The following is a 25790-nucleotide window of genomic DNA, read 5'->3' on the forward strand; positions in this document are numbered from 1 at the left end:
CGTTCAGTGGCCGAACGGGTCCTCGACGGTGCCGGGCATCCACGTGAGCCCGGGCTCGGTCCAGCCGTTCTTCTTGATCGCCTTCTTGGCCTGGCGCGCGTACCGACCCGTGAGGACGTCGGTGTAGAGGAAGCCGTCGAGGTGGCCGGTCTCGTGCTGCAGCATCCGCGCGAAGAAGCCGGTGCCTTCGATCTCGACCTCCTGTCCGTCGCGGTCGGTGCCGACGACCTTCGCCCAGTCGGCGCGGCCGGTCGGGAAGGATTCGCCGGGGACCGAAAGACAGCCCTCCCAGTCGTCGTCGGGGTCGGGCATGGTCTCCGGGATCTCCGACGTGGTGAGGACGGGGTTGATGACCTCGCCGCGGCGGCGCTCGCCGGCCTCCTCGTCGGGGCAGTCGTAGACGAACAGGCGCAGGCCGCGCCCCACCTGGTTGCCGGCCAGGCCCACCCCGTTGGCGACGTCCATCGTCGCGTACATGTCGTCGAGGAGCGCCACGATCTCGGCCGACGGCTTGCCGTCCGCGTCCAGCTCGACGGGCGTCGTGGGGGTGTGCAGCACGGGGTCGCCGACGATGACGATGGGGAGAACAGGCATGTCTGCACGGTAGTCGGGGGCGGTTCGGACCGCACCGGCGCACCCGGGCGTGGCGAGGCTTCGGCGGCGCGGCGAGCTGCGCGACACGCCCCCGTAGCCCCACGACCGCGAACGCGCCCGTGGTTAGATTGAACCGAACTACAGCAGTGTTATTCCGAATGCGAGGGGAACGCATGGAGGGCGCCGGTGCGGCCGCGCACGACCTGGCCAATACTGACGCGCACGCGGTGCACGAGCGGGGCGACGACGGCCTGACCAGGCGTGAGCACGACATTCTCGCCTTCGAGCGGCAGTGGTGGAAGTACGCCGGTGCCAAGGAGGACGCGATCAAGGAGCTCTTCGGCCTGTCCGCCACGCGGTACTACCAGGTGCTCAACACCCTGGTCGATACGCCGGAGGCGCTCGCCGCCGACCCCATGCTCGTCAAGCGTCTGCGCCGCGTCCGCGCGAGCCGGCAGAAGGCCCGCGCCGCGCGCAAGCTGGGCTTCGAGATCACGTGATCCGATACAGTCGGGTGTCGTGAGCACTCAGAACACCCGCGCCGTGCCGATCCGGACGATCATCATGATCCTGATCTCGGCCGCGATCATCCTCGCGGCGATCGGGGTGCACGGTCTCGTGACCCGCAACGACGACCCGCAGGCCGCCCTGAACGCGCAGGAGGCCAAGCTCAAGGCCGCGGCCGCCGAGACGACCGCCGCCCCGGCCGCCAAGCCGACGGTGTGCCTGCTCGCCGTCGCCCGCGCACCGCTCGCCGACGCAACGGACAGGCTCACGAAGGCGGGCGTCACCGTCCAGCCCGAGACCGAGGTCTGGCCCAACCGCCCGGCGGCCCCGCGCGCCACCACCGTCTACTTCAGCGAGGGCGGCGAAGCGGACGCCAAGACCGTCGCGTCCGCCCTGCCCGGCTCGACGACCGCGGCGCGCCCGGCGGCCCTCGAGGCGTGCGCCGGTGTCCTCGCGGTCGCCGTGGTGAAGAAGTAGGTCGGCCGAGGGGCGACACGGGGTCCTGTCCGCAGCGGCGGCCACCGACCCCGATATGATTCGGGCAACCCAGCCCAGGGCGGCACCGCCCAGGAAGCCGTTCCATAAGGAGTCATCGATGACGAAGCGTCAGTTCCTCGCCCCGCTTGCGATCCTCCCGGTGGCGGCCCTCGCCCTGGTCGGGTGCAGTACCAACGAGAAGCCCGCCGAGAAGGGCACCGGCCCCACCGCGCCGGCGGTCGTGAGTGGCGCGGCCGTCCCGACCCAGGGCCTGGTCACCAGCAACGAGGGCGGCCACGGTGCGGACGCGACCGGCGAGAACGGCCCGTCGGCGGGCTCGGCGGAGGCCTCGCTCGTCAAGCCCGACGGCAGCAGCGCCGGCAAGGCGACCTTCACCGAGAAGGACGGCGTCGTGGTGATCGACGTGCGGGTCACCGGCCTGACCGCAGGCTTCCACGGGATGCACATCCACGAGGTGGGCAAGTGCGAGCCGAACTCGGTCGCCAAGAACGGCGCGCCCGGCTCCGCCACCAACTTCGGTTCCGCCGGCGGCCACTGGCAGAAGGCCGGCGCCACCGGCCACCCCATGACGGGTGACCTGGTGTCGATCTACGTCAACGCCAACGGCACCGGCCAGACGGTGACCAGCACCGGTGCCTTCACCCTCGCGGACATCAAGAAGAACGCCGACGGCAACGCGCTCATGATCCACGCGGGCCCCGACAACTTCGGCAACGTCCCGTCGGCGCGCTACACGAACATCGTTCCGGGCCAGCCCGTTCCGGACGAGCAGACCCTGAACACCGGTGACGCGGGCGGCCGGGTCGCCTGCGGCGTGATCAAGGTCGGTTAGCCATCGAGACCGTCGCCTTCGAGGCGTCGCCGCGGCCGACGATCGGCGTCGAGTGGGAGTTCGCCCTCGTCGACCGGGAGACCGCGGACCTGGTCAGCAGGGCCGGGGAGCTGTTCGACGGTGTCCGCGCGTCCCGTCCGGACATCGCGCACCAGGTGCACTCGGAGATGCTGCGCAACACCGTCGAGGTGGTGACGGGCGTCTGTGCGAACACCGCGGAGGCGATGGCCGACCTGTCCCGCGTGATCGCGGCCGTCCGGGAGACCGCCGACCCGATGGGCGTCGATCTCTTCGGTGCCGGCACGCATCCGTTCGCGCAGTGGAACGCACAGCAGCTCACCGAGAATCCCCGCTACGACGAGCTGATCGCGCGCACCCAGTGGTGGGGGCGGCAGATGCTCATCTGGGGCGTGCACGTGCACGTCGGGGTGAATCATCGCGACAAGGTGCTGCCGATCATCTCGGCGCTGCTCAACCACTACCCGCACCTGCTGGCGCTGTCGGCCAGCTCCCCGATGTGGGGCGGCCACGACACCGGCTACGCCAGCACCCGCGCCATGATGTTCCAGCAGCTGCCCACCGCGGGCCTGCCCTTCCAGTTCGAGCGGTGGAGCGAGTTCGAGCGCTTCGTGCACGACCAGAAGACCACCGGGATCATCGACCACCTCAACGAGATCCGCTGGGACATCCGCCCCGCGTGTCACCTCGGTACCATCGAGGTGCGGATCTGCGACGGCATGTCGTCGTTCGCCGAGCTCGAGGCGATCGTCGCGCTGATCCACTGTCTCGTGGTGTGGCTCGACGCCCGCCTCGACGCGGGGGAGAGCCTGCCCACGCTGCCGCCGTGGCACGTGCAGGAGAACAAGTGGCGCGCGGCCCGGTACGGCCTCGACGCCATCATCATCCTGGACGCGGACAACAACGAGCGGCTCGTCACCGAGGACCTGGACGAATTGCTCGAGCAGCTCGCCCCGGTCGCCCGGCGGCTCGGCTGCTCGCGCGAACTGGCCGCGGTCGCCGAGATCCCACGGCGCGGCGCGTCGTACCAGCGCCAGCGCGCCGTCGCCGGCGGCGTCTGCAGCACGGACGCCTACCGGGACGTGGTCCGGTCCGTGACGAGCGAGCTGATCCTGCCGTAGTCGCTCGCGTCTGCCGGACACATAGACGCATGCCGCTTTGTTAACGAAAATTATTATCGTTAATCTGGCCGCGTGCTCACCACCGTGCCCGGCCGGCGTGCCGGTACCCGGACCTCGCTGCTGGCCGGTGTTCTCGCCGCGGCGCTGGTCGTGTCGATGGCGATCGCGGTGTCCCAGGGCGCTGCGACGGTGCCGCTCGACGACGTGCGCCGGCTCCTCTGGGCCGCGCTGAGCGGCGGAACGGTAGCCCGCGAGGACTATTCGACCTACTCGATCCTGTGGGACCTCCGTGTCCCCCGCGTGCTCCTCGCCGCCCTCGTGGGAGGCGGGCTCCCTCTCGCCGGCGTCGCCTGTCAGGCACTCGTCCGCAATCCGCTCGCCGATCCGTTCATCCTCGGCATCTCCAGCGGCGCCTCCGTGGGGGCGAGCTTCGTGCTCACCACGGGTGTTGCGGCCGGGTTCGGCGTGGCCGGTACCGCGGGTGCCGCGTTCGTCACCGCGGTCCTCGCCTCCGTGCTGGTGTACCAGCTGAGCCGGGCCTCAGACGGTGCGCTCAGTCCGGTCCGGCTGGTGCTCACGGGCGTCGTGCTCGCCTTCGCCTTCCAGGGCCTCGCGGGCGCGATCGTCTTCTTCGACCCGGTCGGCGACGCGGCTCGGTCGGTGATGTTCTGGCTGCTCGGCGGATTGGGCGGTGCGCAGTGGTCGGTGCTGCCCCTGGTCGCGGTGACGGTGGCCGTCTGCGGTGCGCTCACGGCGCGCCTCGCGGGCGTGCTGGACGTGCTGTCCCAGGGAGACGAGGCCGCGGCGGCGCTCGGCCTCGACCCGCACCGCGCCCGACGGATGCTGTTCCTGGTCATCGTGGTCATGACCTCGGTCCTCGTCGCCGTCGCGGGCACCGTCGGCTTCGTCGGGCTCGTGGTCCCGCACGCCGTCCGCATGATCGTCGGCCCGGCGCACCGTCGCGTGCTGCTGCTGGCACCGCTCGTGGGTGCGCTGCTGCTCGTCTGGGTCGATCTCCTGAGTCGCCTGGTGGTGGCGCCCCGTGAGCTGCCGCTCGGGATCGTCACGGCCCTGGTCGGGGTGCCCGTCTTCATCGTGCTGCTCCGGCGGCGCGGCGGGCTGCTGGGCGGTGCGGCGTGAGGGTGGAACTGGACTCGGTCACCGTCGAGCTGGCCGGTCGCCGCATCCTCGACCGCGTGACCCTCGACATCGACGCGGGGGCACACATCGGCCTGATCGGTCCGAACGGCAGTGGGAAGTCGACGCTGCTGCGGTGCCTCTACCGCGCGATCGCGCCCACCTCCGGGTCCGTGCGCGTCGGCGGCGACGACCTCGGAACCCTCCGGCGGCGCGACGGTGCCCGACGGGTCGCCGCCGTCACGCAGAGCGAGTCCGGCCACCTGGGCTTCACGGCGGGGGAGACCGTGATGCTGGCCCGGTTCGCCCACGGCGACGCCGGGAGCGACCGGGCGGTGCGCGCGTGTACGGCTGCGCTCGATGCGGTCGGCGCAGCGCACCTCCGTCGGCGCAGCGTGCTCGGGCTCTCGGGCGGGGAACGGCAGCGGATCCTCATCGCCCGTGCCCTCGCACAGGAAACCCGGTGCTCCTGCTCGACGAGCCCCTCAACCACCTCGACGTACGGCACCAGCTGGATCTGCTGCGCCTGCTGCGGGCCACCACGAAGACCACCGTCACCGCCATCCACGACATCGACCTCGCCGCGCAGAGCTGTGATCGCCTGGTGTTGTTGGACGCCGGGCGGGTCGTCGCCGCCGGAAGCCCGGCGCAGGTCCTGACGCCCGACCGCATCGCGGGCGTCTACGGCGTTCGCCCCACCGTCGCGACGGCCGACAGCGGCTCGCCGCGCATTCGCTTCGACCTGTAGAACCGACCGATCGAGAGGATCGAGAAGATGTACCCCCGTTCCCTGCTCGCCGCCGTCGCTGCGGCGGGCGCCGTGCTCTGCGGCACCGCCTGCGGCGCGCGTCCTGCGGATACCGCCACGGACGTCATCGACGTCACCAACTGCGGTGTGCACCAGCAGTACCGGTCGCCGACCGCGGCCGTTCCCTACGACGTCTCGGCGATCGAGAAGATGTTCGCGCTGGGGCTCACCGACCGCATCCGGGGCATCGTTTTGCCGAAGACCGTGCACGGCGTGATCGCGACGTCGCCGTACCGCGACGAGTACGCCAAGGTGCCGATCCTCAGCGACGGCGTGCTCACCCAGGAGCCGCTCGTCGCAGCCAAGGCCGACTGGGTGTTCGCGGGCTGGCAGGCCGGATTCAGCCCGGCCCGCGGAGTGACGCCGGAATCGTTGGGGAAGCTGCGGATCGACAGCTACATGCAGGAGGAGACCTGCTACAACTACGGCGACAAGCCGGCCGTGCGCGCGGCGAATCCGATGGCGGACACCTACACCGACCTCACCAACCTGGGCGCGATCTTCCGCGTCCCGGACCGGGCGACGAAGCTGGTCGACGGCCTCCGGACGCGGGAGCACACCTTGCAGGAGCGCGCCGACCGGAAGACGGTGAAGCCCTCGGTCTTCGTCTACGACTCGGGGACGGCCGAACCGTACACCGCCGGGCGCCGCGCCGCGGCCGACCGGGTCGTCTCGCTGGCCGGCGGCCGCTCCGTGACCCATGACGTGGACGGGCGGTGGACCACGGTCGGCTGGGAGTCCATCGTGCAGACGCAGCCCGAGGTGATCGTCATCGTCGACTACGACAAGCAGCCGGCGCAGCAGAAGATCGACTACCTGCGACAGTCGTCGCCGATCAAGGACTCGCCCGCCGTGCGGGAGAACCGCATCCGCGTCGTGGACTACGCGGAGCTGGTCGCGGGGCCGCGGAACCTCGACGCCGCCCAGGCCCTGGCGGAGTACCTGGAGCAGAGCGGGACGGCCCGATGAGCGCACCCGGCTCCGCACCCGAAGCCGTCGCGGACGTGCTGGATCTCGCTCGTGAGGTCGCCGAGGACGAGGTGGCCCGCAGTGTCTTCTTCCTCACGCACGGCACCCGGCTCGCGGGAAGCGACCAGCGCTACCGCAACCGCTACGTCCTCGTCCGCGTCGGGGATTCCTTCGGCGCGTGCGCCTTCGAGGAAGGGGAAGTGGATCCCGACGTCGCGGACCTGTCCGGCGAGCCGCTCGCGGCACTGCTCGAGCACGCCGCGCGGCCGCTGCGGATCGCCGCGGCCGACGCCGCGCTCGGCGCTACGGCCCCGCACCGCGAGGATTCGCGCGCCGAGCGTCGGATCCTGCCCACCGGTACCCCCGACGTTCGCGCGGTCGCGCGGGACGCGGCGGTGGCGGAGCTGCTCACCTTCACTCCCGGCGCGCGGGTCGGTCTGATCGGCGTGGTCAATCCCCTGGTGGCCGCCATCCGCCAGCGCGGCGGCGAACCCGTACTCGCGGACCGGAACCTGCAGCGCACCCACTGGGGCGACCCCGTCGCCGATGATCATCGCGATGTCGTCGCGCAGGCGGACGTCGTGCTCGCGACGGGCATGACGCTCGGCAGCGGCAGCTTCGACGAGATCCTGGCGACGTGCCGGGAGCGGGGCGTGCCGCTGGCCGTGTACGCGCAGAGCGGCGCCGCGGTGGCCCGCGCCTTCCTCGGCGCCGGCCTCACGGCCCTCTCGGCCGAGCACTTCCCGTTCTCGCAGTTCTCGGCCGACGCCTCGCCGATGTACCTGTACCGGGGGCACGCATGAGTGCACCACTGGAACGGCCGCTGCCCGACCGGGTCCTCGTCCGCGCGGTGTGGCCCTTGCTCGTCGCCGCCGCACTCGGTCTGGTGCCGTTCACCGTCATGGCGAACTTCCTCGTCGCCATCGCCGCCGACGCGCGCGCGAGCGTCGACGTGATCGGCAGCCTCCGCGGCCTCGGCGGCCTAGCGGCGCTGCTGGTCGGGATCGCCGCCGCGCCGCTGCTCGACCGGCTCTCGCGGTCGGCGGTGGCCGCGCTGGCCCTGGTCGTCCTCGCCGCGGGCTGCGGCCTGTCGGTGCAGGGGACCACGGCCGCGTGGATCGCCTTCTGCCTGCTGATCGGCGCGGGGACCGCGGTCCTCAACCCCGCGCTCTCGGCGATGGCCGCCGACCGGTTCGATGCACCCGCGGCGTCCGCGCGGGCCGCGACCCTGGTCTCGTCGACCATGACCCTCACGGCGGTCCTCGCGGCGCCCGCGCTGGCGGTGCCGGCGGTCCTGTGGGGATGGCGCGCCGACATGGCGGCGACCGCCGTCGTGCTGCTCCTCGTGGCGGTCCTGGTCGCGCGCCGCAGCGACCCGAGCGGCGGGGACACCCGACTGAGCTATCTGGACGCCTTTCGCACCGTCCGGTCGATCCCCGGCGCGATGGACGTCCTGGCGATCTCCCTGCTGCGCACGCTCGCCTTCATGGGCTCGCTCGCCTACATCGCCGCGGCCTTCGGCGAGCGGTTCGGTATCGGGACGGGCTGGTTCTCCCTGGTCTGGGCCACATCGGGCCTCGCCTTCTTCCTCGGGAATTTCCTCGGCGGCCGGGTGATGCAGGACCACAGCACGGAACGGCTGTTCCGCAGCGCGGGGGTCGCGATCGCGATCGCCTCGATCGCGATGGTCGCGCTCTACACCGTCCCGCACATCGCGGTGGCGTGGCCGATGGTGGCGGTCGTCTCGGCCGCGCACGCCGTCATCGCCGCCGCGGTGACGACGACGCTCGTGCGCGGGGCCGGGCCGGTGCGCGGCACCGTCCTCTCGCTCAACGGCGCGGCCCAGAGCGTCGGCGTCTTCGCCGGCGCGACCCTCGGCGGGGTGGCGCTCGCGGCAGGCGGATGGACCGGCGTGGGGCTCGTGCTCGGTGGTGCGACGGCCCTCGCGGCGGCCTTCGTCCTCCGGGCCTCGCGCCGCCTGTGCGCCGAGGAGCCGGCCGCATGACGGGGCGACGCCCGGCGGCCCGGGGCCGGGGCACGGGCCGGAGCACCGGCCACCACGGCGAACTCCTGCAGGGACGGTTCCGCTGTCCCGTGCTCGACGAGTGCCCGGGCCTGGTGACGGTGCCGATCGGCACCGTCGGATCCGTCGCGCTGTTCACCCCCGATGCCGGCGCCGGCGTGCGGATCCGGACCGACGGTGACGCACGGGATCTGACGAAGGCGCGGCGCGCGGCTGAGGCGACGCTCGCCCACCTGCGCGCCGAGGGCGCACCCGGGTTCACCGGCGGCGAGCTGCGCGTGACCAGGACGGCGCCGGTCGGCCTCGGTCTCGGGTCCTCCACCGCCGACGTCCTCGCCGCCGTCCGCGCGGTCGCGGATTGCTGCGGCGTCGAACTCGACGCGGACACCGTCGCGCGTCTGGCGATCGGCGCCGAGGGGGCGTCCGACCCGCTGTGGTCCGACCGGCCGATCCTGTTCGCGCACAGGCACGGCCACGTCATCGAGGAACTCGGCCCGGAACTTCCGCGGATGTTCCTCGTGCGCTGCATGCTGGGCGGCCCCGTCGACACCCTCGCGCTCGCCCCGGCGGGCACGGGGCACGTGGGGGAGTACGAGGAACTGCGCGCCCTGCTGCGCCGCGCGGTCGCCGACGGGGACGCTCCGGGGGTCGCCGCCGTCGCCACCCGGAGCGCGCGGCTCAACCAGAGCCGGCACTACAAGCCCGATCTCGACCGGCTGATCGCGGCGGGCGAGCGCGCGGGCGCACTCGGCGTCCAGGTCGCCCACTCGGGCAATGTCGCCGGCCTCCTCTTCGCGCACACGCTGTCCCCGGACCGGGTGCGGCGCGCGGCGGACTGCGTGCGCGCGGACGGATTCCGGGTGGATGTCGAGCCGCTGCCGATCGGCGGGGCGGTATGAAGACCTACGGTCACATCGCGGAGGCCCTGAGCCGTCCCGCCCTGATCCGCGCCGAGGACGCGCGGTACCTCCTGCGGTTCGAGTCGATGAAGGTCGCCTCGGCCCGCGCGGCGTTGCAGGCGGCCCTGGACGCGGGTCGGGTCCGTCCCGGCGGCACCGTCATCGACTCCTCGTCGGGCATCTACGCCTACGGGTTGGCGCTCGCCTGCCACGAGGCCGGCGTGCGGTGCCGCATCGTGGGATCCACCACCATCGACGAGGGGCTGCGAGTCCAGCTGCTGGCCCTCGGCGTCCATCTGGAGCAGATGCCGCCGTCGGAGTCGCTCAAGCTGGATCAGGACCGCCGCGTCCGCCGGATCGCCGAATTGCTCGCGGAGGACCCGTCGCTGCACTGGATGCGGCAGTATCACGATCCGGTGCACTACCTGGGCTACCGCGACATCGCGCGCAACGCCGCTGCGGAGCTGTCCGCCACCGGCGTGCGGTCGCTGCGCCTGGTCGCGCCGGTGGGATCGGGCGTCTCGAGCGGCGCGTTGCGGCTCGGCTTCGAGGAGGCGGGTCTGCGGGTGCGGCTCGTCGGGGTGCAGCCCTTCGGCAGCATGACCTTCGGCGCCGAACACGTCGCGGACCCCGCGATGCTCATAGCGGGCATCGGTTCGTCGATCCGGTTCGAGAACGTCCGGCACCGCCTCTACGACGTCATCCACTGGGTGTCCTTCGACCTCGCGCGGGGCGGCGCGCACCGACTGCTCGCCGACCACGCGCTGTTCGCGGGTCTCTCGTCCGGGGCGGGGCACGTCGTCGCCGGGTACGAGCAGGACCACGACGACCACGACGACCCCGTCGACGCCACCGTGCAGGTGCTCCCGGACACCGGTCACCGCTACCTGCGCGCGCTGACCGAACCTCTTCCCGCGGAAGCGGAACCGGTGTGGCCGCGCCTCGTCGACGACCCGTCGGACATCGTTCTTCCCTGGTCGCGGATGTCGTGGTCGGGACGGCCCGGCCCGACGTGAGCCGGACGTCGGGAACGGGGCCGCGTCAGTCCCGGGCGCCGGACTCCATGTCGTCGCGGGCGATGGTGCTGTCCCGCAGGCGCTGCTCCTGATAGGCGACGCGGCCCACGCGGTGCGCGACCACGGGCGCGGTCAACATCGCGAACAGGCCGGCCAGTACCAACATCCACACGTCGACCGAATCCGCCATCCGGACGATCGCGCCGAGCAACAGCAGTAGCAGCCCCATGGTCTGCGGCTTCGTCGCGGCGTGCATGCGGGTCAAGGTGTCCGGGAACCGGATGATCCCGATCGCGGCGGTGAGCGCGAATACCGCACCGGTGAGGAACAGGACGGCGGAGACCACGTCGACGATCATCGGGACTCACCGCCCGGGCGGAGCGCGATGTCCGGCGTCTCGTCGGGCTTCGGGGCGAGCCCGGCATCGTCGGGCACGCGGAAGCGCGCCACGGATGTGGACCCGACGAAGCCGATCAACGACAGCGCGACGATCCCCGGGATCACCGACGAGTTGCGGCTGAACGCCGCCCACACCGCGAGGCCACCCATCGCGATCGCGACGAGCGCGTCGACGGCGACCACCCGGTCGAGCGTGTTCGGGCCCACCAGCAGGCGGTAGGCGGTGAGGAAGGCCGCCACCACGAGGATCACGCCGGTCACGGTGTACACGACGGTCATGGTTGCTCCTCGGTCGGTGGGGCCTCTTCGGTGCGACGGTGGGCGATCTCCGGGGCGGCCATCCGCCGGGCGGCGCCGATCCGGTCCGGCCGGGTCGCGACGCGCCGGGCCGCGCCGTCGACGTGGTGGTACTCGTCGTCGTCGATGCCGTGCAGCGGGCTGGCGTGCCACTCGCTGTCGCGCTCGAAGGCGCTGATGAACAGGCGCTCGAGCCGCGCGGTGCTCAGGTAGAACTGCCGCACCGCCTTCTCGCTGCTCACATCCACGACGTGCACGTAGAGCAGCCGGCGCTTCGCGTCGATGTCGAGCACCATCGTGCCGGGGATCAGGTTCATCATGTCGACCAGCAGCGTCAGCACCAGGTCGGACTTGACCGACACCTTCGCGCGCAACACCGCGCTCATCGGCGGCGCGCCCGGGCGGATCGCCAGCCAGGCGACCTGCACCGACGACTTGAACATCTCCACCACGTAGACCACCGCCAGCTTGAGCAGCGAGCCCACGTGGACCCGCCCCTCGACGGGTACCGGTGGCAGCGGCAGCAGGAGCAGGATCGCGAGCCCGATGATCAGGCCACCCGCGATGTTCCCCCAGGTCACGCGGCCCCACAGCATCACCCACACGGCGTCCAGCCACACCAGCTGGCCCACCTTGACCATGACGGCCCGGCGGTCCCGCAGGTCGGGCAGGATCCGGGTCACGAGTCGCTTAGCCATGCGCGCCTCCCTGCGGTCCGGGGGTCGGCGCACCGTCGGGCTGCCCGACGGTGAGCGGTTCGTACGCGTGCCAGCCGGCGTCACCGGCGGGCACCTCGAGTTTCGCGAGGGCCTCGGGGCCGAGCACGGCCTCGACGTAGTCGGACCTGCCGATGAGCTGGTCCGCGGCGCGGTCGGTGATGCCGAACATCGGGCCGGCCCACAGGGCGATGAACAGGCCGACGGCCAACAGGCCGGCCGTCGGCGCGACCATGCTGATCGGCATCCGGCCCGGGTCCTCCCGGTCGGCGAACTCGATCACGTCGGCGTCGTCGAGCAGCGCCTCCGGGCGGGCGCCCGCGAGTCGCCCCTCGGGGGCGTCGGCACGGGCCCGCCAGAAGGCCTTGGTCCACACCCGCGCCACCGCGTACAGCGTGAGCAGCGAGGTGATGACGCTGCCGGCGACCAGCACCCACGCCAGTACCGAACCCTTCATCACACCCGCTTCGATCAGCCCGACCTTGCCGATGAAGCCCGAGAACGGCGGGATGCCGCCCAGGTTCAGCGCCGGGATGAAGAACAGGATCGCCAGCACCGGGCTCGCCGCGGCGAGCCCGCCGAGGCGGCGCAGCGACGCCGCGCCCGCCTGCCGCTCGATCAGCCCCACGACCAGGAACAGCGTGGTCTGCACGAGGATGTGGTGCACCACGTAGTAGATCGTGGCGCTCAGGCCGAGCGGCGTCGAGAGGGCGATGCCGAAGATCATGTAGCCGATGTGGCTGACCAGCGTGAACGAGAGCAGGCGCTTGATATCGGTCTGCGCAATGGCGCCGAGGATGCCGACGATCATCGTGAGCAGGCCCGCGACCATGAGTACGTTGTCCAGCGAGCCGCCGGGGAAGAGCAGCGTGCGCGCGCGGATGATCGCGTACACGCCGACCTTCGTGAGCAGGCCCGCGAAGACGGCCGTGACCGGGGCGGGCGCCGTCGGATAGGAGTCCGGCAACCACGTGGACAGCGGGAACACCGCCGCCTTGATCCCGAACGCCACGAGCAGCACCGCGAAGAGCGTGGTCCGCGTACCGGACGGTAGGTCCTGCAGCGTGATCGCCATGTCCGCGAGATTCAACGTGCCCGTCGCGAAGTACGCGTAGGCGATACCCAGCAGGAAGATCAGCGACGACACCATCGAGACCATCACGTAGGACACACCGGCGCGCACCCGGTCGGCGCTGCCACCGACGGTGAGCAGCACGAAGCTCGCGGCGAGCAGCATCTCGAAGGAGACGAACAGGTTGAACAGATCGCCCGCGAGGAAGGCGTTGCACACGCCCGCCGCGAGGATCAGGTAGGTCGGGTAGAAGATCGACACGGGCTGGTGCTCGTCACCGTCGCGGATACCCTGGCCGACCGAGTACACGAGAACGCCCAGCAGCACGACCGCCGAGACCAGCACCATGAGTGCGGCCAGCTGGTCGGCTACCAGGGTGATGCCGAGTGGGCCGCCCCCGCCGTCCCGGTCGCCCCAGCCGCCGATGTGCAACGCGACGGTGCCGTGGCGGTCGGTGTAGTAGAGCATCGCCGCCGCGACCGCGACGATCACGACCAGCGAGAGCAGCGAGATCGCCCGCTGCAGGCGCGGATGCCGGCCCATCACCATGGTGATCGCGGCGGCCATGATCGGCAGCACCGTCGGCAGCGGGATCAGGGTGTGCATGGTCGATTCGGTCATCATCGCGCGTCCCCCTCTCCGTCGCCGGGCGGCAGTTCCCCTTCGCGCGGCTCCCGCGGAAGCGGCAGGGCGCCGGTGTCGACGGCGTCGAGCCGGGCCCGCTGCAGGTCCTCGCCGGTCAACGGCTCACCGTCGGGCCCGAAGGCGTCGCCCAGGGCCGACGGCGCACCCGTGATCGGGTCGTCCGAGGCGTCGTAGTCCGGCTCCTCGGAGGCGATGTCGCCGTCGCGCTCGAGGACCTTCGCGTCCTCGGGATCGTCGTCGACCTCGTCGTCGGTGTTGATGGTGAAGGAGCGGTAGGCCAGCGCCAGGATGAACGCCGACAGGCCCATGGTGATGACGATCGCGGTGAGGATCAGCGCCTGGGCCAGCGGGTCCGCCTCCGAGGTGCGCCCCTCGGAGAAGTACCCGACGATCGGCGGGTTGCCGGGCGGCGACGCCAGCGCGAGCACCAACAGGTTCACCGCGTTGCCGAACAGGATGATGCCCATGAGCATCCGGGTCAGACTGCGGTCGAGCAGCAGGTACACGCCGGTGGCGATCATGACGGCGACCGCGGCGAACAGCCCGATGTCGATCATCATCGGAGCTCACCTCCCGCGGCGGACTGGACCGGGATGGGCGAGGTCATGTCCGCGGGGGATCCCTCCAGGTCGAGCCGGGCGCCGAGGCTGCGCAGGACGTCGAGGACGAGCCCGACGACGATCAGGTACACGCCGGCGTCGAAGATCAGCGCCGTGACCACCTTGACGTGGCCGAACACGGGCGCCGTGAACTCGAACGCCACCGACGACATCGCCGGCGCACCGAACAGCAGCGAGACGACGGTGCCGGCCGCGGCCAGCAGCAGGCCGGTGCCCAGGATGCGGCCCGCGTCCAGCGGCAGCGCCTCGCCGATCTCGTACCGCCCACCCGCGAGGTAGCGCAGGACGAGCGCGAGGCCGGCGGTGAGTCCGCCCGCGAAGCCGCCGCCGGGCGCGTTGTGCCCGGCGAAGAAGAAGTACACCGACACGACCATGATCGTCGGGAACACGAGCCGGGCGGTGATCTCCAGGACCAGCGACCGATGCCGCGGGTCGCGCAGGGCGCTGCCGATCAGCCAGGTGGTGCCGGGGGAGGCGATCTCCGCCGCGGCGCGCTCGGCACTGACCCGGGGCGCCGCGCCGAACCGTCGATTGCGGAACACCAGCGAGGCCACGCCCGTGGCGGCCACGAGCAGGACCGAGATCTCACCGAAGGTGTCCCACGCGCGGATGTCCACGAGGATCACGTTGACGGTGTTGTGGCCGTAGCCGAACCTGTACGCCTGCTCGGGAAGACGGTCCGCGACGGGTGCTGCCGTGCGGGCCGCGCGCGCCGCGACGCCGACGACGATGACCATCGCCGCGACCGCGACGCCGAGCAGCGCCCGCACGACGCGGGAGGGCCGGCTGCCGGTGATCGGGGCTTCCGCGGGCAGCTTACGGAGGACGAGCACGAAGACGACCAGGGTGAGCGTCTCGACCAGGAACTGGGTCAGCGCCAGGTCGGGCGCCCCGTAGATCGCGAACACCACACCCGTGCCGTAGCCGGTCACGCTGACGACGAGCACCGTCGCCAACCGGTTGCGCAGGAGGACCGCGGTGAGCGATGCGATGCACATCAGCAGCGAGATCGCGAGGAAGAGCGGCGAGGCGTGCAGGTGCAGGTCGGGCCGCGCGCGGCTGCCGACGGCGAGGACGATGACCGGGAGCAGCACCAGCGTGAGCAGGATCGTGCCCTGGGTGAGCGGCAGGGATCCGCGCTGCGTGCTCTGCGTCATGCGCAGCGACAACCAGTCCGCGGTGCGCAGTGCTCCGTCGTAGAGCCGGTCCGCGTTGCCGAGCAGCACGCTGTTCCGGCGGCGCAGCCGGGCGAACGGGCTGTGCGGCTGGGCGATGACGACGCCCGCCCCGATGATGAGCGCCGTCAGCAGGAGCGGCAGCGTGAAACCGTGCCAGAGTGCCAGGTGGTAGGGCTCCGACGCGGGAGCGAAGGCATCGTCGGGATAGCCGGACAGCACCTGGTCCAGCTGCCGGGAGGCGATCCCGTCGATGAGCGAGAGCGCGGCGAGCAGCGCCGGGCCGGCGAGGAACAGCGGGCCGATGGCATGCATCTCGGCGACGGCGCGGGTGGGTGCTGCGTGCCCTTTGCTGCCGAACGCGCCCCACAGGAAGCGGATGCTGTAGGCCATCGTCAGCGCCGAGCCGACGCACATCCCGACGAGCAGCACGATCGGGAGCGGCTCGGGGAGGGAACTGTGCAGCATCGTCTCGAGCGCGGCCTCCTTGCCGACGAAGCCGTACAGCGGCGGGATACCGGCCATCGACGCGGCGGCCAGCGCCGCGATCACCGCGAGCACCTTCTGGCGGTCGCCGAGGCGGGCGAGCCGCCGGATGTCGCGCGTGCCGGTCGCGTGGTCGATGATGCCCACGACCATGAACAGCGTCGCCTTGAACAGCGCGTGCGCGGTGAGCATCGTCATGCCGGCGAGCATGAGGTTCCGCTCACCCCCGCCGACCAGCACCATGAGCATGCCGAGCTGGCTGACGGTGCCGAAGGCGAGGATGAGTTTGAGGTCGAACTCGCGCAGCGCGCGCCAGCCCGCCAGGATCATCGTGAGAACGCCCAGGCCCAGCACGATCACCCGCCAGGCGTTCAGGTGGGCGAAGGCGGGAGCCAGCAGCGCGACGAGGTAGATGCCCGCCTTGACCATCGCGGCGGCGTGCAGATAGCCCGAGACCGGCGTCGGCGCCGCCATGGCGCCGGGGAGCCAGAAGTGGAACGGGACGATCGCGGACTTGCTGATCGCGCCGATCAGGATGAGCACGACGCCCACCTCGACGCCGAGGGAGATGCTCGACGGGTCCGCGACCGCGCGGGCGATCACCTCGGAGAAGAGGTAGCTGCCGTAGTGCTCGCCGAGCTCGACGATGCCGACCAGCATCGCGAGGCCGCCGAGCGTGGTGACCAGCAGCGCCTGGGTGGCCGCGCGGCGGCTGGTGGCGCGCTCGGCGTAGTACCCGACGAGCAGGAAGCTGAGCACCGAGGTGAGCTCCCAGAAGACGTACATCGCCAGCATGTTGTCGCTGACGACCAGGCCGAACATGACGGCCATGAAGGCGACCAGTTCGGCCGCGAAGGTGGGCAGCTTGCGGGTGCTCGACACGCCGGTGAAGTAGCCCGCGCAGTAGACGAGGATGACCGCACCGATCCCGAGGACCAGGACCGACATGATCGCGCCGAGCTCGGTGAGCCGCAGATCGACGTTCATGTGCAGGGCGGGGACCCACTGCAGGGACTCGGTTCGCGCGGGTTCGCCGGCGACGGGCCAGACGGCGATGACCCACACCAGAGCCGCGGCCGGGACCACCGCGAGTCCGAGGAAGGCGCGCGCGCCGAACCGTCCGACTGCGATCGGGGCGGCTAAGGTCGCCAATGACAAACAGATGAGGATGACGAGCAAGGGGCACTCCGTCCTTGGTGATCGGGGCGGAAGTTCATTGCTGATTCTACCGGTGAGGGATGTCGGGAGCTGCATGGACCAGATGACGGATCGTCCGACCACTTCGTTCGGGCCCGCGCGTCGGCGCGTCGGGCCGGCCGTCGCGTCCCTCCTGGCGGCCGCCGGTCTGCTCCTGGGCGCCACCGCGTGCAACGGTGATACCAAGGACGCGCCCACTGCCACGGTGACCCTCCCGGCCACCTTCCCCAAGGGCGATGTGCCGCTGGTCGACGGGAACCTCATCGACGCGGGCGAGCGCTCGCAGGGCGGCGTGACCGTCTTCAACGTGACCGTCCAGGCCAAGCCCGAGGGGTACGACGAGGCGAAGAAGAAGCTCGTCGCCGCCGGGTACACCGCGCTCGGCGACGGTGCCGGGTCTCCCGACAGTCGGTCGGCGCAGTTCTCCGGCAAGGGCTACATCGTGACCGTGAACGCGGCCTCGGCGGGCGCGATTCCCAACGCCGTCTTCTACCTCGTGAGCAAGGGATAGCCCCGGTCGGGTCGGCCGGGGGCGGCGTCTCCGGCGTCCGGCGTGGCTACGAGGTCCGACGGTCCGCGTACGCCTGCAGGTCCGCGACCTGGGCCGGGTCCAGCGACGGCCGCACGGCCTGCCGTGCCGCCTCGACGTCCGCGGCGGTGACGGTGGCCGTGTCCAGATCCCGGCGCATCGCGGTGAGCGCGGCCTCGCGCAGCAGCGCGGTGCAGTCCGCGGCCGAGTAGCCGTCGAGCCGCTCGGCCAGCGCCGGCAGGTCCACGTCGTCGGCCAGCGGGATCGCCCGCGAGCCCGTCCGCAGGATCTCCGCGCGGGCCTCGGCGTCCGGCGGCGGCACGAAGATCAGTCGCTCCAGCCGGCCGGGACGCAGCAGCGCCGGATCGATCAGGTCCGGCCGGTTCGTCGCGCCGAGCACCACCACGTCGCGGAGGGGCTCGGCACCGTCGAGCTCGGTGAGCAGCGCCGCGACCACTTTGTCCCCGACCCCGGAGTCCGAGGACTGCCCGCGCCGCGGGGCCAGCGCGTCGACCTCGTCCAGGAAGATCAACGACGGTGCGCTGCCCCGGGCACGGGCGAACAGGTCGCGGACGGCCTTCTCCGATTCGCCGACCCACTTGTTCATGAGCTCGGCGCCCTTGACCGCGTGCACCGACAGCTGACCCGACGCTGCGAGAGCGCGGACCACGAAGGTCTTGCCGCAGCCGGGCGGACCGTAGAGCAGCACGCCGCGCGGCGGCTCGACGCCGAGGCGCGCGAAGGTGTCCGGGTGGCGCAGGGGCCACAGCACCGTCTCCGTGAGGGCCTGCTTCGTCGAGGCCATGTCGCCCACCTCGTCGAGGGTGATCGAGCCGACCGACACCTCCTCGGTCGCCGATCGCGACACCGGCCGGATCACCGTGAGCGCACCCAGCAGGTCCGGCTGGGTGATCGACACGGAGCGATCGGTCGCTCCGCCGTCGAGGACTCGGGCGGCCGCCCGCAGCGCGGCCTCGCGGCACAGTGCCGCGAGATCGGCGGCCACGAACCCGGGCGCCCGCAGCGCGACCTCGTACAGGTCGACGTGGTCGGTGGGAGCCTCCCGGAGGAGCAGCTCGAGCAGCTTCTCCCGTTGCCTCGCGTCCGGCAGGTCGACGGTGACCGTCCGGTCCGCGAGGTCGGGCTCGCGCAGCCGCGAGTCGACCTCGGCCGGCGCGGAGGTGGTCGCGATCAGCGCGACGCGGGGCGTCGCGACGGCCCGGCGCAGCTCGTCGAGGATCATTGTCGACACGGGTTCGCGGGCGGCCGGCAGCAGCGCCTCGACGTCGCGGACCAGCAGCGCCGCGCCCGCGCCGTTCACCGCGGCCCGGACCCGCGCGACGGCGTCGCGCACCCGCTCCAGCCGCGCCTGCGGTTCCAGCGCGCCGGTGAGGGCACCGTCGACCTCGACGAGCGGGCGCGGCGCCACGACGGCCCGCGCCACGGTGGCCTTGCCGCCGCCGGTGGGCCCGGTGACGAGCACCCCGAGCCGCGCGGGCGCGCCGAGCTTCTCGAGCAGCTCCGGCTCGTCGAGCGCCAGCGACAGCCACTCGGTGAGGCGCTTGACCGCGGTGTCCGCGCCGACGAGGTCCGCGACGGGGCGCACCGCGGGCGCCTCGGCCTCGGGAACCTCCGCCGCGAGCGTCACGATCTCCGACGGTGCCGCGGGCGGCTGCTCGTCCGCCCACAGCACCGCGGAGTTCGGCTGCACCGACACCGGCCCGGGCCCGGGGTCCACGGTCACGACCGTGAGCAGTTCGTTCGTCCACGTGATCCCGACCAGTCGCGACAGCTGCTGGGTGGCCTCCGCGTTCGACGTGCCGGGCCCGAGGTCGCGCGGGAGCAGCGACACGCTGTCGCCGGGCATCATCACCTTGCCGAGGAGGGCCTGCCGGAGGGCGGCACCGTCGAGGGCGTTGCGCGTGAGGGCGCTGCCGCGCAGCAGCACCCGCTTCGCGCCGTGGACGACGGCGGGCGAGATCACGACTTCTCCGTCCTCGCGGAGGCCGCAGTTGGTGATCGTCAGTTCGTCCAGGAGCGCGACCCCGGGCGCGCTGCCCGACGGTGCCGCCGCCACGACCGCCGCGGTGCGGCGCGCGCCGATGAGCTCGATCCCGTCCCATTCGCGCAGGCCGAGCGCTGCGAGGGCCTCGGGGTGGATCCGGACGATGCCCCGCCGCGCCTCGAGGGCCGAGGTCTGCAGACGGACGGTGAGCGACAGGTTCGGCACCTTCGCCAGCTTAATGGTCGGGCACGTCGCGGCGGTGGGCCGTCAGTCCTCGCGGGTGGGGCGGCGCAGGCCGAGGCGGGCGGCGGACCGTCGGCCTCCCCGGCCCGCGGTCGCGGCGCGACGACGGGGCCGCAGCGGCCGCCGCTGCTCGCGCCGGATCGCGCGGCGTTCCGCGGGCTTGCTGTCCCACGCCGACGGGTGCGAGGCCACCCAGCGCTTCGAGCGCCACGCGAAGGGGATGTGCAGGAGGTAGATCGCGATCACCACGAGCAGCGCGACGTACGGGTAGGTGAGCATCAGCGCGACCAGGCCTGCGACCAGCACGAGCACGCCGGCGGCCTTCGCCGGTTGCACGGTCATGGTCTTGAAGCTGGAGGTGGGGATCCGCGACACGGTCAGCGCGGCCACGAACAGCGTCCAGACGGCGACGGTGGGCGTGCTCACCCACCAGCCCGTGCCCCACTCCTGCTGCGCGGCGAGCGGCGCCAGGACCAGCAGCGCGCCGGCGGGCGCGGGCACGCCGACGAAGAAGTCCCTGGTGTACGCGGGTGCCGTCGGGTCGGCGGCGAGGGTGTTGAAGCGGGCCAACCGCAGCACCATCGCGACCACGAACAGCAGCGCGACGATCCAGCCGGCGGGCGAACCCGGGAAGACCACGAAGTACAGGATCAGCGCGGGCGTCACGCCGAAGTTGATCGCGTCGGCCAGCGAGTCGAGCTCGGCGCCGATCTTGGTGGAGGCGCCCAGCAGGCGGGCGACTCGGCCGTCGAGGCCGTCGAGGATCGCCGCGACGACGACCAGCATGATCGCGAGGTCGACCTTGCCGGCCGCCGCGAACCGCACGCCGGTCAGGCCGGCGCACAGCGCGGCGACCGTCAGCACCGACGGCAGGATCATGATCCCGACGGGGCGCGGCTGCTCCTGGCGGGCCGGACTCACGGCTGCGCGACCGGGAGGTGCGCGATCACGGTCTCGGCCGCCACGGCGCGCTGGCCGCTGTAGACGGCGAGCTCGGTACCGGCGGGGAAGTAGGTGTCCACCCGTGAGCCGAACCGGATGATGCCGTAGGTCTCGCCCAGCTCGAGAGTGTCGCCGGGCGCGCAGTCGGTGCGGATGCGGCGGGCGACGAGGCCCGCGATCTGCACGACGCCGATGGGGCCGTACTCGGTGGCCAGGCGCACCGTCGTGCGCTCGTTGGCATCGCTGGCCTCGGGGAGGTCGGCGGAGAGGAACGTGCCGTCGGTGTGCACGACCGAGTCCACGACGCCGGCCAGCGGGGCGCGCTGCACGTGCGCGTCGAAGACGGACAGGAAGATGGACACCCGGGGCAGTGGCGCGTCGCCCAGGCCCAGCTCGCGGGGCGGAACGTGCTCGTCGACGAGGGTGACCTCGCCGTCCGCGGGCGCGACGGCCACGCCCTCCTGCGTGGGCGTCACGCGGGGCGGGTGCCGGAAGAAGGCGGCGCACGCGGCGGCCGTGACCAGTGCGGGCACGCGGATCCAGCCCGTGCGGTACCCGACCGCCGCGACCCCGAGGGAGCCCGCGATGAACGGGGTGCCCGCGGGGTGCAGCGGCGGGACGGTGTGCCGGATCAGCTCGGTGATGTGACCGATACCGGTGGAGTGCTCGGTCAGATGCCCGTCGACCGGCGTGCGAGGTCGGCGCGCCACCTAACGTCCCTTCGATGCAGTGCTCATGTCGGGTGACATCATCGCACCCGACGGTGCGATCACTTGCGTCCGGTGACCAGCTTCACTACGAACAGGAGGACCGCCGCACCTGCGAGGGCCACGAAGAACGTGGCGACCTTGCCGAAGCTCTGGGTATCCGCGTGGAAGACCGTCCGCGCGACGAAACCGCCGAGCCACCCGCCGACGCATCCGACGACGATGTTGAGGAAGATCCCCATCTGCTTGTCGGTGCCCATGAACTTGCTGGCGATCCAGCCGGCGAGGCCGCCGATGATGATCCAACCGAAGGTACCGACACGGGCGAAGTTCCCCGATGCGAGCAGGACGGCGTCTGCGTACTGGGTGATCATGTGTGCCTCCTAGTAGGTGCCGTTCAGGACGATCACGTCCACCGTCGCGCCCTCGGCCAGATGCTCGACCTCGGGCGGTACATCCAGCAGACAATCCGCCTGTGACAACCATCGTAAGTAGTGCGAACCCGGTCCGCCGAGAACCGAGACCGAATCGGAACCGTCGTCCTCGTTCGTCAGGCGTCCGCGCAGGTACTGCCGTTTCCCGGGGATCGAGTCCACCGGCTCGGCGAGCCGCGCGGACCGCCGGGGGCGGTCCGGCAGGCCCATCGCGGCCCGGAGTGCGGGGCGCAGGAAGACCTCGAAGGAGACCAGGGCGCTCACGGGGTTGCCGGGGAACGTGATGATGGGAACACGCGCGCCGCCCAGGTCGACCGTGCCGCAGCCCTGGGGCATGCCCGGCTGCATCGCGACCTTGACGAAGCCGACGCCGCGCGACGCGAGGGCGTCCTTGACCACCTCGTACGCCCCGGCGCTGACGCCGCCGGTGGTGATGACCAGGTCGATCCCGCCCGCCGTGACGCGCTCGGCGAGCCGCGCCAGGAGCGGGTCCACCGAGTCCTCGACGAAGTGCAGCACCTCGACCGTGACCCCGCCCGACTCGATCAGCGCGGCCGCCAGCATCTCGGCGTTCGACTCGTAGATCTGCCCCGGGAGCAGCGGCGTCCCCGGCCGGACCAGCTCCGACCCGGTGGACAGCACGGCGACGCGCAGCGGCTCGAGTACCGGCAGGGCGGTGAGTCCCAGCGCCGCCGCGAGGCCGACGGCGGGCGCGCTCACCCGCTCCCCGGCCCGCAGCGCCACTTCCCCGGCCTCGATGTCGCTGCCCGCGGCACGGAAGAACCGCCCGGGCTCGGGCGCGACGTCGATCCGCACGGCCCGGGTGCCGCCGTCGGTCTGCTCGACGGGGACGATGGCGTCGGCACCGTCGGGCAGGGGAGCGCCCGTCATGATGCGGCACGCCGACCCGGGCGGGAGCGCGGGCACGTCGGTGCGGCCGGCGGGGATGTCGAAGGCGACGGGCAGCACCGCGCCCGCCGGGGCGTCGGCGGCGCGGACCGCGTAGCCGTCCATCGCCGAGTTGGTGAAGGGCGGCAGGGAGATCGGCGCGAGGACATCGCGCGCCAGGACCAGGTCGGGACGGAGCCCGGGTGGCAGGTCGACGGTCCGCGGCGCCGGGATGAGCGCGGCGACCGCGGCCCGGTGCTCGTCGACCGACCTCATGCGCTCGGCGCGTTCGCCGGTGCCGGGGCCTCCGGCGGTGCCGGCGCGAGCCGGGTGAGCAGCAGGGCCTCGGCGAGCGCGGTGCGGCGCAACTCGTTCGGGTCGACGGACTCGTTGGGCGCGTGAATGCGGCACTGCGGCTCCTCGACGCCGAGCAGCGCGATCTCGGCCTGCGGTGCGGCTTTCCGTAGCTGCGTGCACAGCGGGATGGACCCGCCCTGGCCGCTGAAGGCGACCTCGGCACCGTCGTACGCCTCGACGAGGGCGTCGCGGAGGACGGCGTAGGCGGGGCCGGTGGTCTCCGCGGCGAAGGGCTCGCCGACGGCCTCGATGTGCGCGTCGACGTGCGCGCCCCACGGTGCGTTGTTGTGCAGGTGCGCGACGAGCAGCTCGGTGGCCGCGTGCGGGTCGGTGCCCGGGGGCACGCGCAGGTTGAGCAGGGCGGCGGCGCGGGGCTGGATCGCCGCGGCGGCCGTCGCGGTCGCGGGGGCGTCCAGGCCGATGACGGTGAGCGCGGGACGCGCCCACAGCTGGTCGGCGATGGTGCCGGAGCCGAGGATCGCGGCATCGTCGTAGATCGCGGCGTCGGCGGCGAACTGCGCCGGATCGTAGGGCTCCCCGGCCCAGCGGGCCGAGCTGTCGAGCCCGTCGATCGTGGTGTTGCCGAAGCCGTCCCGCAGGGTCGCGAGGAGGGCGATGAGGGCGGCGAGGGCGTCGGGGGCGGCGCCGCCGAAGGCGCCGGAGTGCAGGTCCGAGGTGCCGGTGCTGACCTCGACGCGGACGTTCACGGCGCCGCGCAGCGAGGTGGTCAGCGTCGGCCGGCCGACCGCGACGTTGCCGGTGTCGCCGATGACGATGAGGTCGGCCTGCGCGATCTCGGGACGCTGCGCCACGAGGTCCTCCAGACCCGCGCCGCCGCCCTCCTCGGAACCCTCGATGACGATGCGCACGCCGACCGGGAAGGTCCCGTCCTCCCCGCGGACCGCGCGCAGCGCCGTCAGGTGCGCCACGAGGTTGCCCTTGCAGTCCGCGGCGCCGCGGCCGTACCAGCGGTCGGTGCCGTCGGGGCCCGGACGGGTGGTCAGCGTGAACGGGTCGGACTCCCAGGCCTCGCGCGGCCCGGGCGGCTGGACGTCGTGATGGCTGTAGAGCAGCACCGTCGGCGCGCCCTCGGGTGCGGGCGCATGCCCGACGACCGCGATGGACCCGTCGGAGGTCGTGATCCGCTCGACGTTCCCGATGCCGGCCTCGGCGAAGGCCGTCGCGACCCACGCCGCGGACGCTGCATTGGGCTCGGCACCGAACTCGGGGGAGTCGTGCACCGACGGATGCGCGACCAGCTCGGCCAGGTCCGACCTGGCCCGATCCATCAAGGATTCGACGGTGCGCCGCAGGCTGCTGTCGGTCATCGGTTCACGATAGCGCGGCGCAGGGAGCGGACAAGCGTCCCGTGGTTCACTGAGATGACTCTGGAGGAGGAATCCATGGTGCGAATGTCGATCGCCGCGCTGGGGGCGGCGCTGCTGCTCGCCGGCTGTTCCACAACGGTGGCGGGCACACCCGAGGCCGATCCGTCGGGGATGCCGAGGCCGGACACGGGCTCGTACGCGACGGCTCCGCGGACCGTCGATCCGATGACGGAGAAGGTGCAGGCCGCCGCGGAGGGCTTCCGGATGATGGAGATCATCCCGCTCGCCACCCAGATCGACGGCTCGGTCCGGTACGCGGGGAGGCCGGGCATCGGTCGGATCTCGAGTTCGATCGGGTCCGCCATCGGGGACGGGGTCGCCACGGCGCTCGAGGGCCTGGAAGTGGGGGCGTACACGTCGGCGGGCGACAAGGCACCCGGTTCGACGTCGACCGATTCCGGTAAGGACCTGATCACGGGCGTGTTCCGGTTCAAGGACGAGGCAGCGGCGCGCGCGGCGGTCGGCAATCCGGCCGTCTTCGCCGACGACAAGGGGTTCGCGGGCTCCACGCCGACGCCGAAGGTGCCCGTGACCGTCCCGGGATACGCGGACGCGAAGGCGTACACGAAGACGACCACGTACTCGACCAGCACCGTCGGACTGGTCGCGAGCGGCCGGTACGTCCTCGCCGGCTGGACGACGGGCCCGCTGGACTGGGTCAAGAAGTTCTTCGACCTGCAGATCCCGGCGTTGAAGGACTTCACGCCGACGCCGGTGGACAAGTTCTCCACGTTGACGCGCGACCACGACGATCTACTCAGGTACACCCTCGCCGAATCGACCCCGACCATCTACCAGGCCACGCTGAACGCGCGGACGATGACGGCCATGCAGAACGACATCACCGCTGCCGTCAAGGATTTCGCCGACGCCGGCGTCGACTACGTCGCTCAGGCGGGTAACAATGTGTATCGGGCGCGGGACGCGGCCGGGGCAGCGCTGCTCGCGGATCGGTTCATCACCGAGACGCGGACCTTCTACGCCGGGTCGACCGAGTCGAAACCGCAGGGGGTGCCGGGCGGGCGCTGCCTGACCTATCCCTCGTACTCCGGGTCCAAGGACACCCGTACGTACTGTGTGGCGCCGGTCGGGCGCTACCTGGCGGAGGTCTCCGATACGCAGCAGACACGCGCGAACCAGGCCATCGGCGCGTCGTACCTGATCCTGCAGGGCGTGAAGTGAGAGTCCGCGCGGCACTGGCCGTCGCCGGTACGGCGCTTCTCCTCGCATCCTGCTCGTCCACGATCGCGGGTACCCCGGTCGCAGAC

General features: G+C 72.1%; 26 protein-coding genes and 1 pseudogene. 14 read left to right on the forward strand and 13 right to left on the reverse strand.

The genetic code is table 11. The features are described 5' to 3' along the window. Positions 1 to 3: 3 nt before the first annotated feature. Entirely contained in the window at positions 4 to 594 is a 591-nt protein-coding gene (locus ABZX10_RS01280; protein ID WP_355533688.1) for a peptide deformylase, read from the reverse strand. Between the two features lie 173 nt (positions 595 to 767). On the opposite strand from ABZX10_RS01280, the gene ABZX10_RS01285 reads away from it, so the two are divergent. The 12 genes and pseudogenes from ABZX10_RS01285 to ABZX10_RS01340 all read left to right on the forward strand — a co-directional run bounded on the left by ABZX10_RS01285 (position 768) and on the right by ABZX10_RS01340 (position 10422). Next, a complete protein-coding gene (locus ABZX10_RS01285; protein ID WP_068571184.1) occupies positions 768 to 1094 on the forward strand; it encodes a DUF3263 domain-containing protein in 327 nt (108 codons plus the stop codon). Positions 1095 to 1113: 19 nt separating this feature from the next. Continuing rightward, positions 1114 to 1578 carry a LytR C-terminal domain-containing protein gene (locus tag ABZX10_RS01290; RefSeq protein ID WP_355533691.1) on the forward strand — a complete coding sequence of 155 codons (465 nt, stop codon included), beginning with the start codon at positions 1114 to 1116 and terminating at the stop codon, positions 1576 to 1578. A 118-nt stretch (positions 1579 to 1696) separates the two neighbouring features. Continuing rightward, positions 1697 to 2431, forward strand: coding sequence for a superoxide dismutase family protein (locus tag ABZX10_RS01295; protein ID WP_355533693.1), 735 nt, complete (start codon positions 1697 to 1699; stop codon positions 2429 to 2431). 2 nt (positions 2432 to 2433) lie between these two features. Beyond that, positions 2434 to 3570, forward strand: a complete 1137-nt coding sequence (locus ABZX10_RS01300; RefSeq protein ID WP_355534073.1) for a glutamate--cysteine ligase — start codon at positions 2434 to 2436, stop codon at positions 3568 to 3570. A gap of 72 nt (positions 3571 to 3642) precedes the next feature. Next, a complete protein-coding gene (locus tag ABZX10_RS01305) occupies positions 3643 to 4710 on the forward strand; it encodes an iron ABC transporter permease (RefSeq protein ID WP_355533695.1) in 1068 nt (355 codons plus the stop codon). A 56-nt stretch (positions 4711 to 4766) separates the two neighbouring features. Then, positions 4767 to 5111: pseudogene (locus ABZX10_RS01310) on the forward strand (ABC transporter ATP-binding protein); the annotation flags it as partial. A 59-nt stretch (positions 5112 to 5170) separates the two neighbouring features. Further along, a complete protein-coding gene (locus tag ABZX10_RS01315; RefSeq protein WP_355534090.1) occupies positions 5171 to 5455 on the forward strand; it encodes a hypothetical protein in 285 nt (94 codons plus the stop codon). 27 nt (positions 5456 to 5482) lie between these two features. Then, entirely contained in the window at positions 5483 to 6484 is a 1002-nt protein-coding gene (locus ABZX10_RS01320) for an ABC transporter substrate-binding protein (protein WP_355533697.1), read from the forward strand. Further along, the gene (locus ABZX10_RS01325; protein ID WP_355533699.1) at positions 6481 to 7287 is read left to right on the forward strand and encodes a DUF364 domain-containing protein; all 807 of its coding nucleotides are present in this window, start codon (positions 6481 to 6483) and stop codon (positions 7285 to 7287) included. Before ABZX10_RS01320 ends, ABZX10_RS01325 begins: the two co-directional genes overlap by 4 nt. Then, positions 7284 to 8489: an MFS transporter gene (locus ABZX10_RS01330; RefSeq protein WP_355533701.1), complete on the forward strand. Its 1206-nt coding sequence runs from the start codon at positions 7284 to 7286 to the stop codon at positions 8487 to 8489. Before ABZX10_RS01325 ends, ABZX10_RS01330 begins: the two co-directional genes overlap by 4 nt. Next, positions 8486 to 9406, forward strand: coding sequence for a hypothetical protein (locus tag ABZX10_RS01335; RefSeq protein ID WP_355533703.1), 921 nt, complete (start codon positions 8486 to 8488; stop codon positions 9404 to 9406). Before ABZX10_RS01330 ends, ABZX10_RS01335 begins: the two co-directional genes overlap by 4 nt. Further along, positions 9403 to 10422: a pyridoxal-phosphate dependent enzyme gene (locus ABZX10_RS01340; protein WP_355533705.1), complete on the forward strand. Its 1020-nt coding sequence runs from the start codon at positions 9403 to 9405 to the stop codon at positions 10420 to 10422. Before ABZX10_RS01335 ends, ABZX10_RS01340 begins: the two co-directional genes overlap by 4 nt. A gap of 25 nt (positions 10423 to 10447) precedes the next feature. Here the strand turns inward: ABZX10_RS01340 and mnhG are convergent, their stop codons facing one another. From mnhG to ABZX10_RS01370, 6 genes are read right to left on the reverse strand one after another with little or no spacing between them, the layout of a single operon-like run. Then, the gene (mnhG, locus tag ABZX10_RS01345) at positions 10448 to 10780 is read right to left on the reverse strand and encodes a monovalent cation/H(+) antiporter subunit G (protein WP_355533707.1); all 333 of its coding nucleotides are present in this window, start codon (positions 10778 to 10780) and stop codon (positions 10448 to 10450) included. Further along, entirely contained in the window at positions 10777 to 11100 is a 324-nt protein-coding gene (locus tag ABZX10_RS01350) for a monovalent cation/H+ antiporter complex subunit F (RefSeq protein WP_355533709.1), read from the reverse strand. The genes mnhG and ABZX10_RS01350 overlap by 4 nt, the downstream gene beginning before the upstream one ends. Beyond that, the gene (locus ABZX10_RS01355) at positions 11097 to 11816 is read right to left on the reverse strand and encodes a Na+/H+ antiporter subunit E (RefSeq protein ID WP_355533711.1); all 720 of its coding nucleotides are present in this window, start codon (positions 11814 to 11816) and stop codon (positions 11097 to 11099) included. Before ABZX10_RS01355 ends, ABZX10_RS01350 begins: the two co-directional genes overlap by 4 nt. After that, positions 11809 to 13527 carry a Na+/H+ antiporter subunit D gene (locus ABZX10_RS01360; protein WP_355533713.1) on the reverse strand — a complete coding sequence of 573 codons (1719 nt, stop codon included), beginning with the start codon at positions 13525 to 13527 and terminating at the stop codon, positions 11809 to 11811. The genes ABZX10_RS01355 and ABZX10_RS01360 overlap by 8 nt, the downstream gene beginning before the upstream one ends. Then, positions 13527 to 14111 carry a Na(+)/H(+) antiporter subunit C gene (locus tag ABZX10_RS01365; RefSeq protein ID WP_355533715.1) on the reverse strand — a complete coding sequence of 195 codons (585 nt, stop codon included), beginning with the start codon at positions 14109 to 14111 and terminating at the stop codon, positions 13527 to 13529. Before ABZX10_RS01365 ends, ABZX10_RS01360 begins: the two co-directional genes overlap by 1 nt. Next, complete coding sequence (locus ABZX10_RS01370) at positions 14108 to 17011, reverse strand: Na+/H+ antiporter subunit A (protein WP_355533717.1); 2904 nt, start codon at positions 17009 to 17011, stop codon at positions 14108 to 14110. The genes ABZX10_RS01365 and ABZX10_RS01370 overlap by 4 nt, the downstream gene beginning before the upstream one ends. 82 nt (positions 17012 to 17093) lie before the next feature. Here ABZX10_RS01370 and ABZX10_RS01375 point away from each other — a divergent pair, with 82 nt between their 5' ends. Continuing rightward, positions 17094 to 17540 carry a hypothetical protein gene (locus ABZX10_RS01375; protein ID WP_355533719.1) on the forward strand — a complete coding sequence of 149 codons (447 nt, stop codon included), beginning with the start codon at positions 17094 to 17096 and terminating at the stop codon, positions 17538 to 17540. 46 nt (positions 17541 to 17586) lie between these two features. Here the strand turns inward: ABZX10_RS01375 and ABZX10_RS01380 are convergent, their stop codons facing one another. The 6 genes from ABZX10_RS01380 to ABZX10_RS01405 are packed head-to-tail and all read right to left on the reverse strand — an operon-like array spanning position 17587 to position 24462. Continuing rightward, positions 17587 to 19788, reverse strand: coding sequence for an AAA family ATPase (locus ABZX10_RS01380; protein ID WP_355533721.1), 2202 nt, complete (start codon positions 19786 to 19788; stop codon positions 17587 to 17589). Positions 19789 to 19830: 42 nt separating this feature from the next. Beyond that, a complete protein-coding gene (locus ABZX10_RS01385) occupies positions 19831 to 20727 on the reverse strand; it encodes a phosphatidylcholine/phosphatidylserine synthase (protein WP_355533723.1) in 897 nt (298 codons plus the stop codon). After that, positions 20724 to 21458, reverse strand: a complete 735-nt coding sequence (locus ABZX10_RS01390) for a phosphatidylserine decarboxylase (protein ID WP_355533725.1) — start codon at positions 21456 to 21458, stop codon at positions 20724 to 20726. Before ABZX10_RS01390 ends, ABZX10_RS01385 begins: the two co-directional genes overlap by 4 nt. 59 nt (positions 21459 to 21517) lie before the next feature. Further along, positions 21518 to 21829, reverse strand: a complete 312-nt coding sequence (locus ABZX10_RS01395; protein WP_355533727.1) for a GlsB/YeaQ/YmgE family stress response membrane protein — start codon at positions 21827 to 21829, stop codon at positions 21518 to 21520. 9 nt (positions 21830 to 21838) lie between these two features. Next, positions 21839 to 23053: a gephyrin-like molybdotransferase Glp gene (gene glp, locus ABZX10_RS01400; protein WP_355533729.1), complete on the reverse strand. Its 1215-nt coding sequence runs from the start codon at positions 23051 to 23053 to the stop codon at positions 21839 to 21841. Beyond that, positions 23050 to 24462 (reverse strand): M20/M25/M40 family metallo-hydrolase, encoded by a 1413-nt coding sequence (locus ABZX10_RS01405; RefSeq protein WP_355533731.1) that lies wholly within the window; start codon positions 24460 to 24462, stop codon positions 23050 to 23052. Before ABZX10_RS01405 ends, glp begins: the two co-directional genes overlap by 4 nt. Before the next feature lie 75 nt (positions 24463 to 24537). Here ABZX10_RS01405 and ABZX10_RS01410 point away from each other — a divergent pair, with 75 nt between their 5' ends. Then, positions 24538 to 25704 carry a hypothetical protein gene (locus ABZX10_RS01410; protein ID WP_355533733.1) on the forward strand — a complete coding sequence of 389 codons (1167 nt, stop codon included), beginning with the start codon at positions 24538 to 24540 and terminating at the stop codon, positions 25702 to 25704. Positions 25705 to 25790 lie beyond the last annotated feature (86 nt).

Origin of the sequence: Tsukamurella sp. NPDC003166, assembly GCF_040611135.1 — a bacterium.
GTDB lineage: Bacteria > Actinomycetota > Actinomycetes > Mycobacteriales > Mycobacteriaceae > Tsukamurella.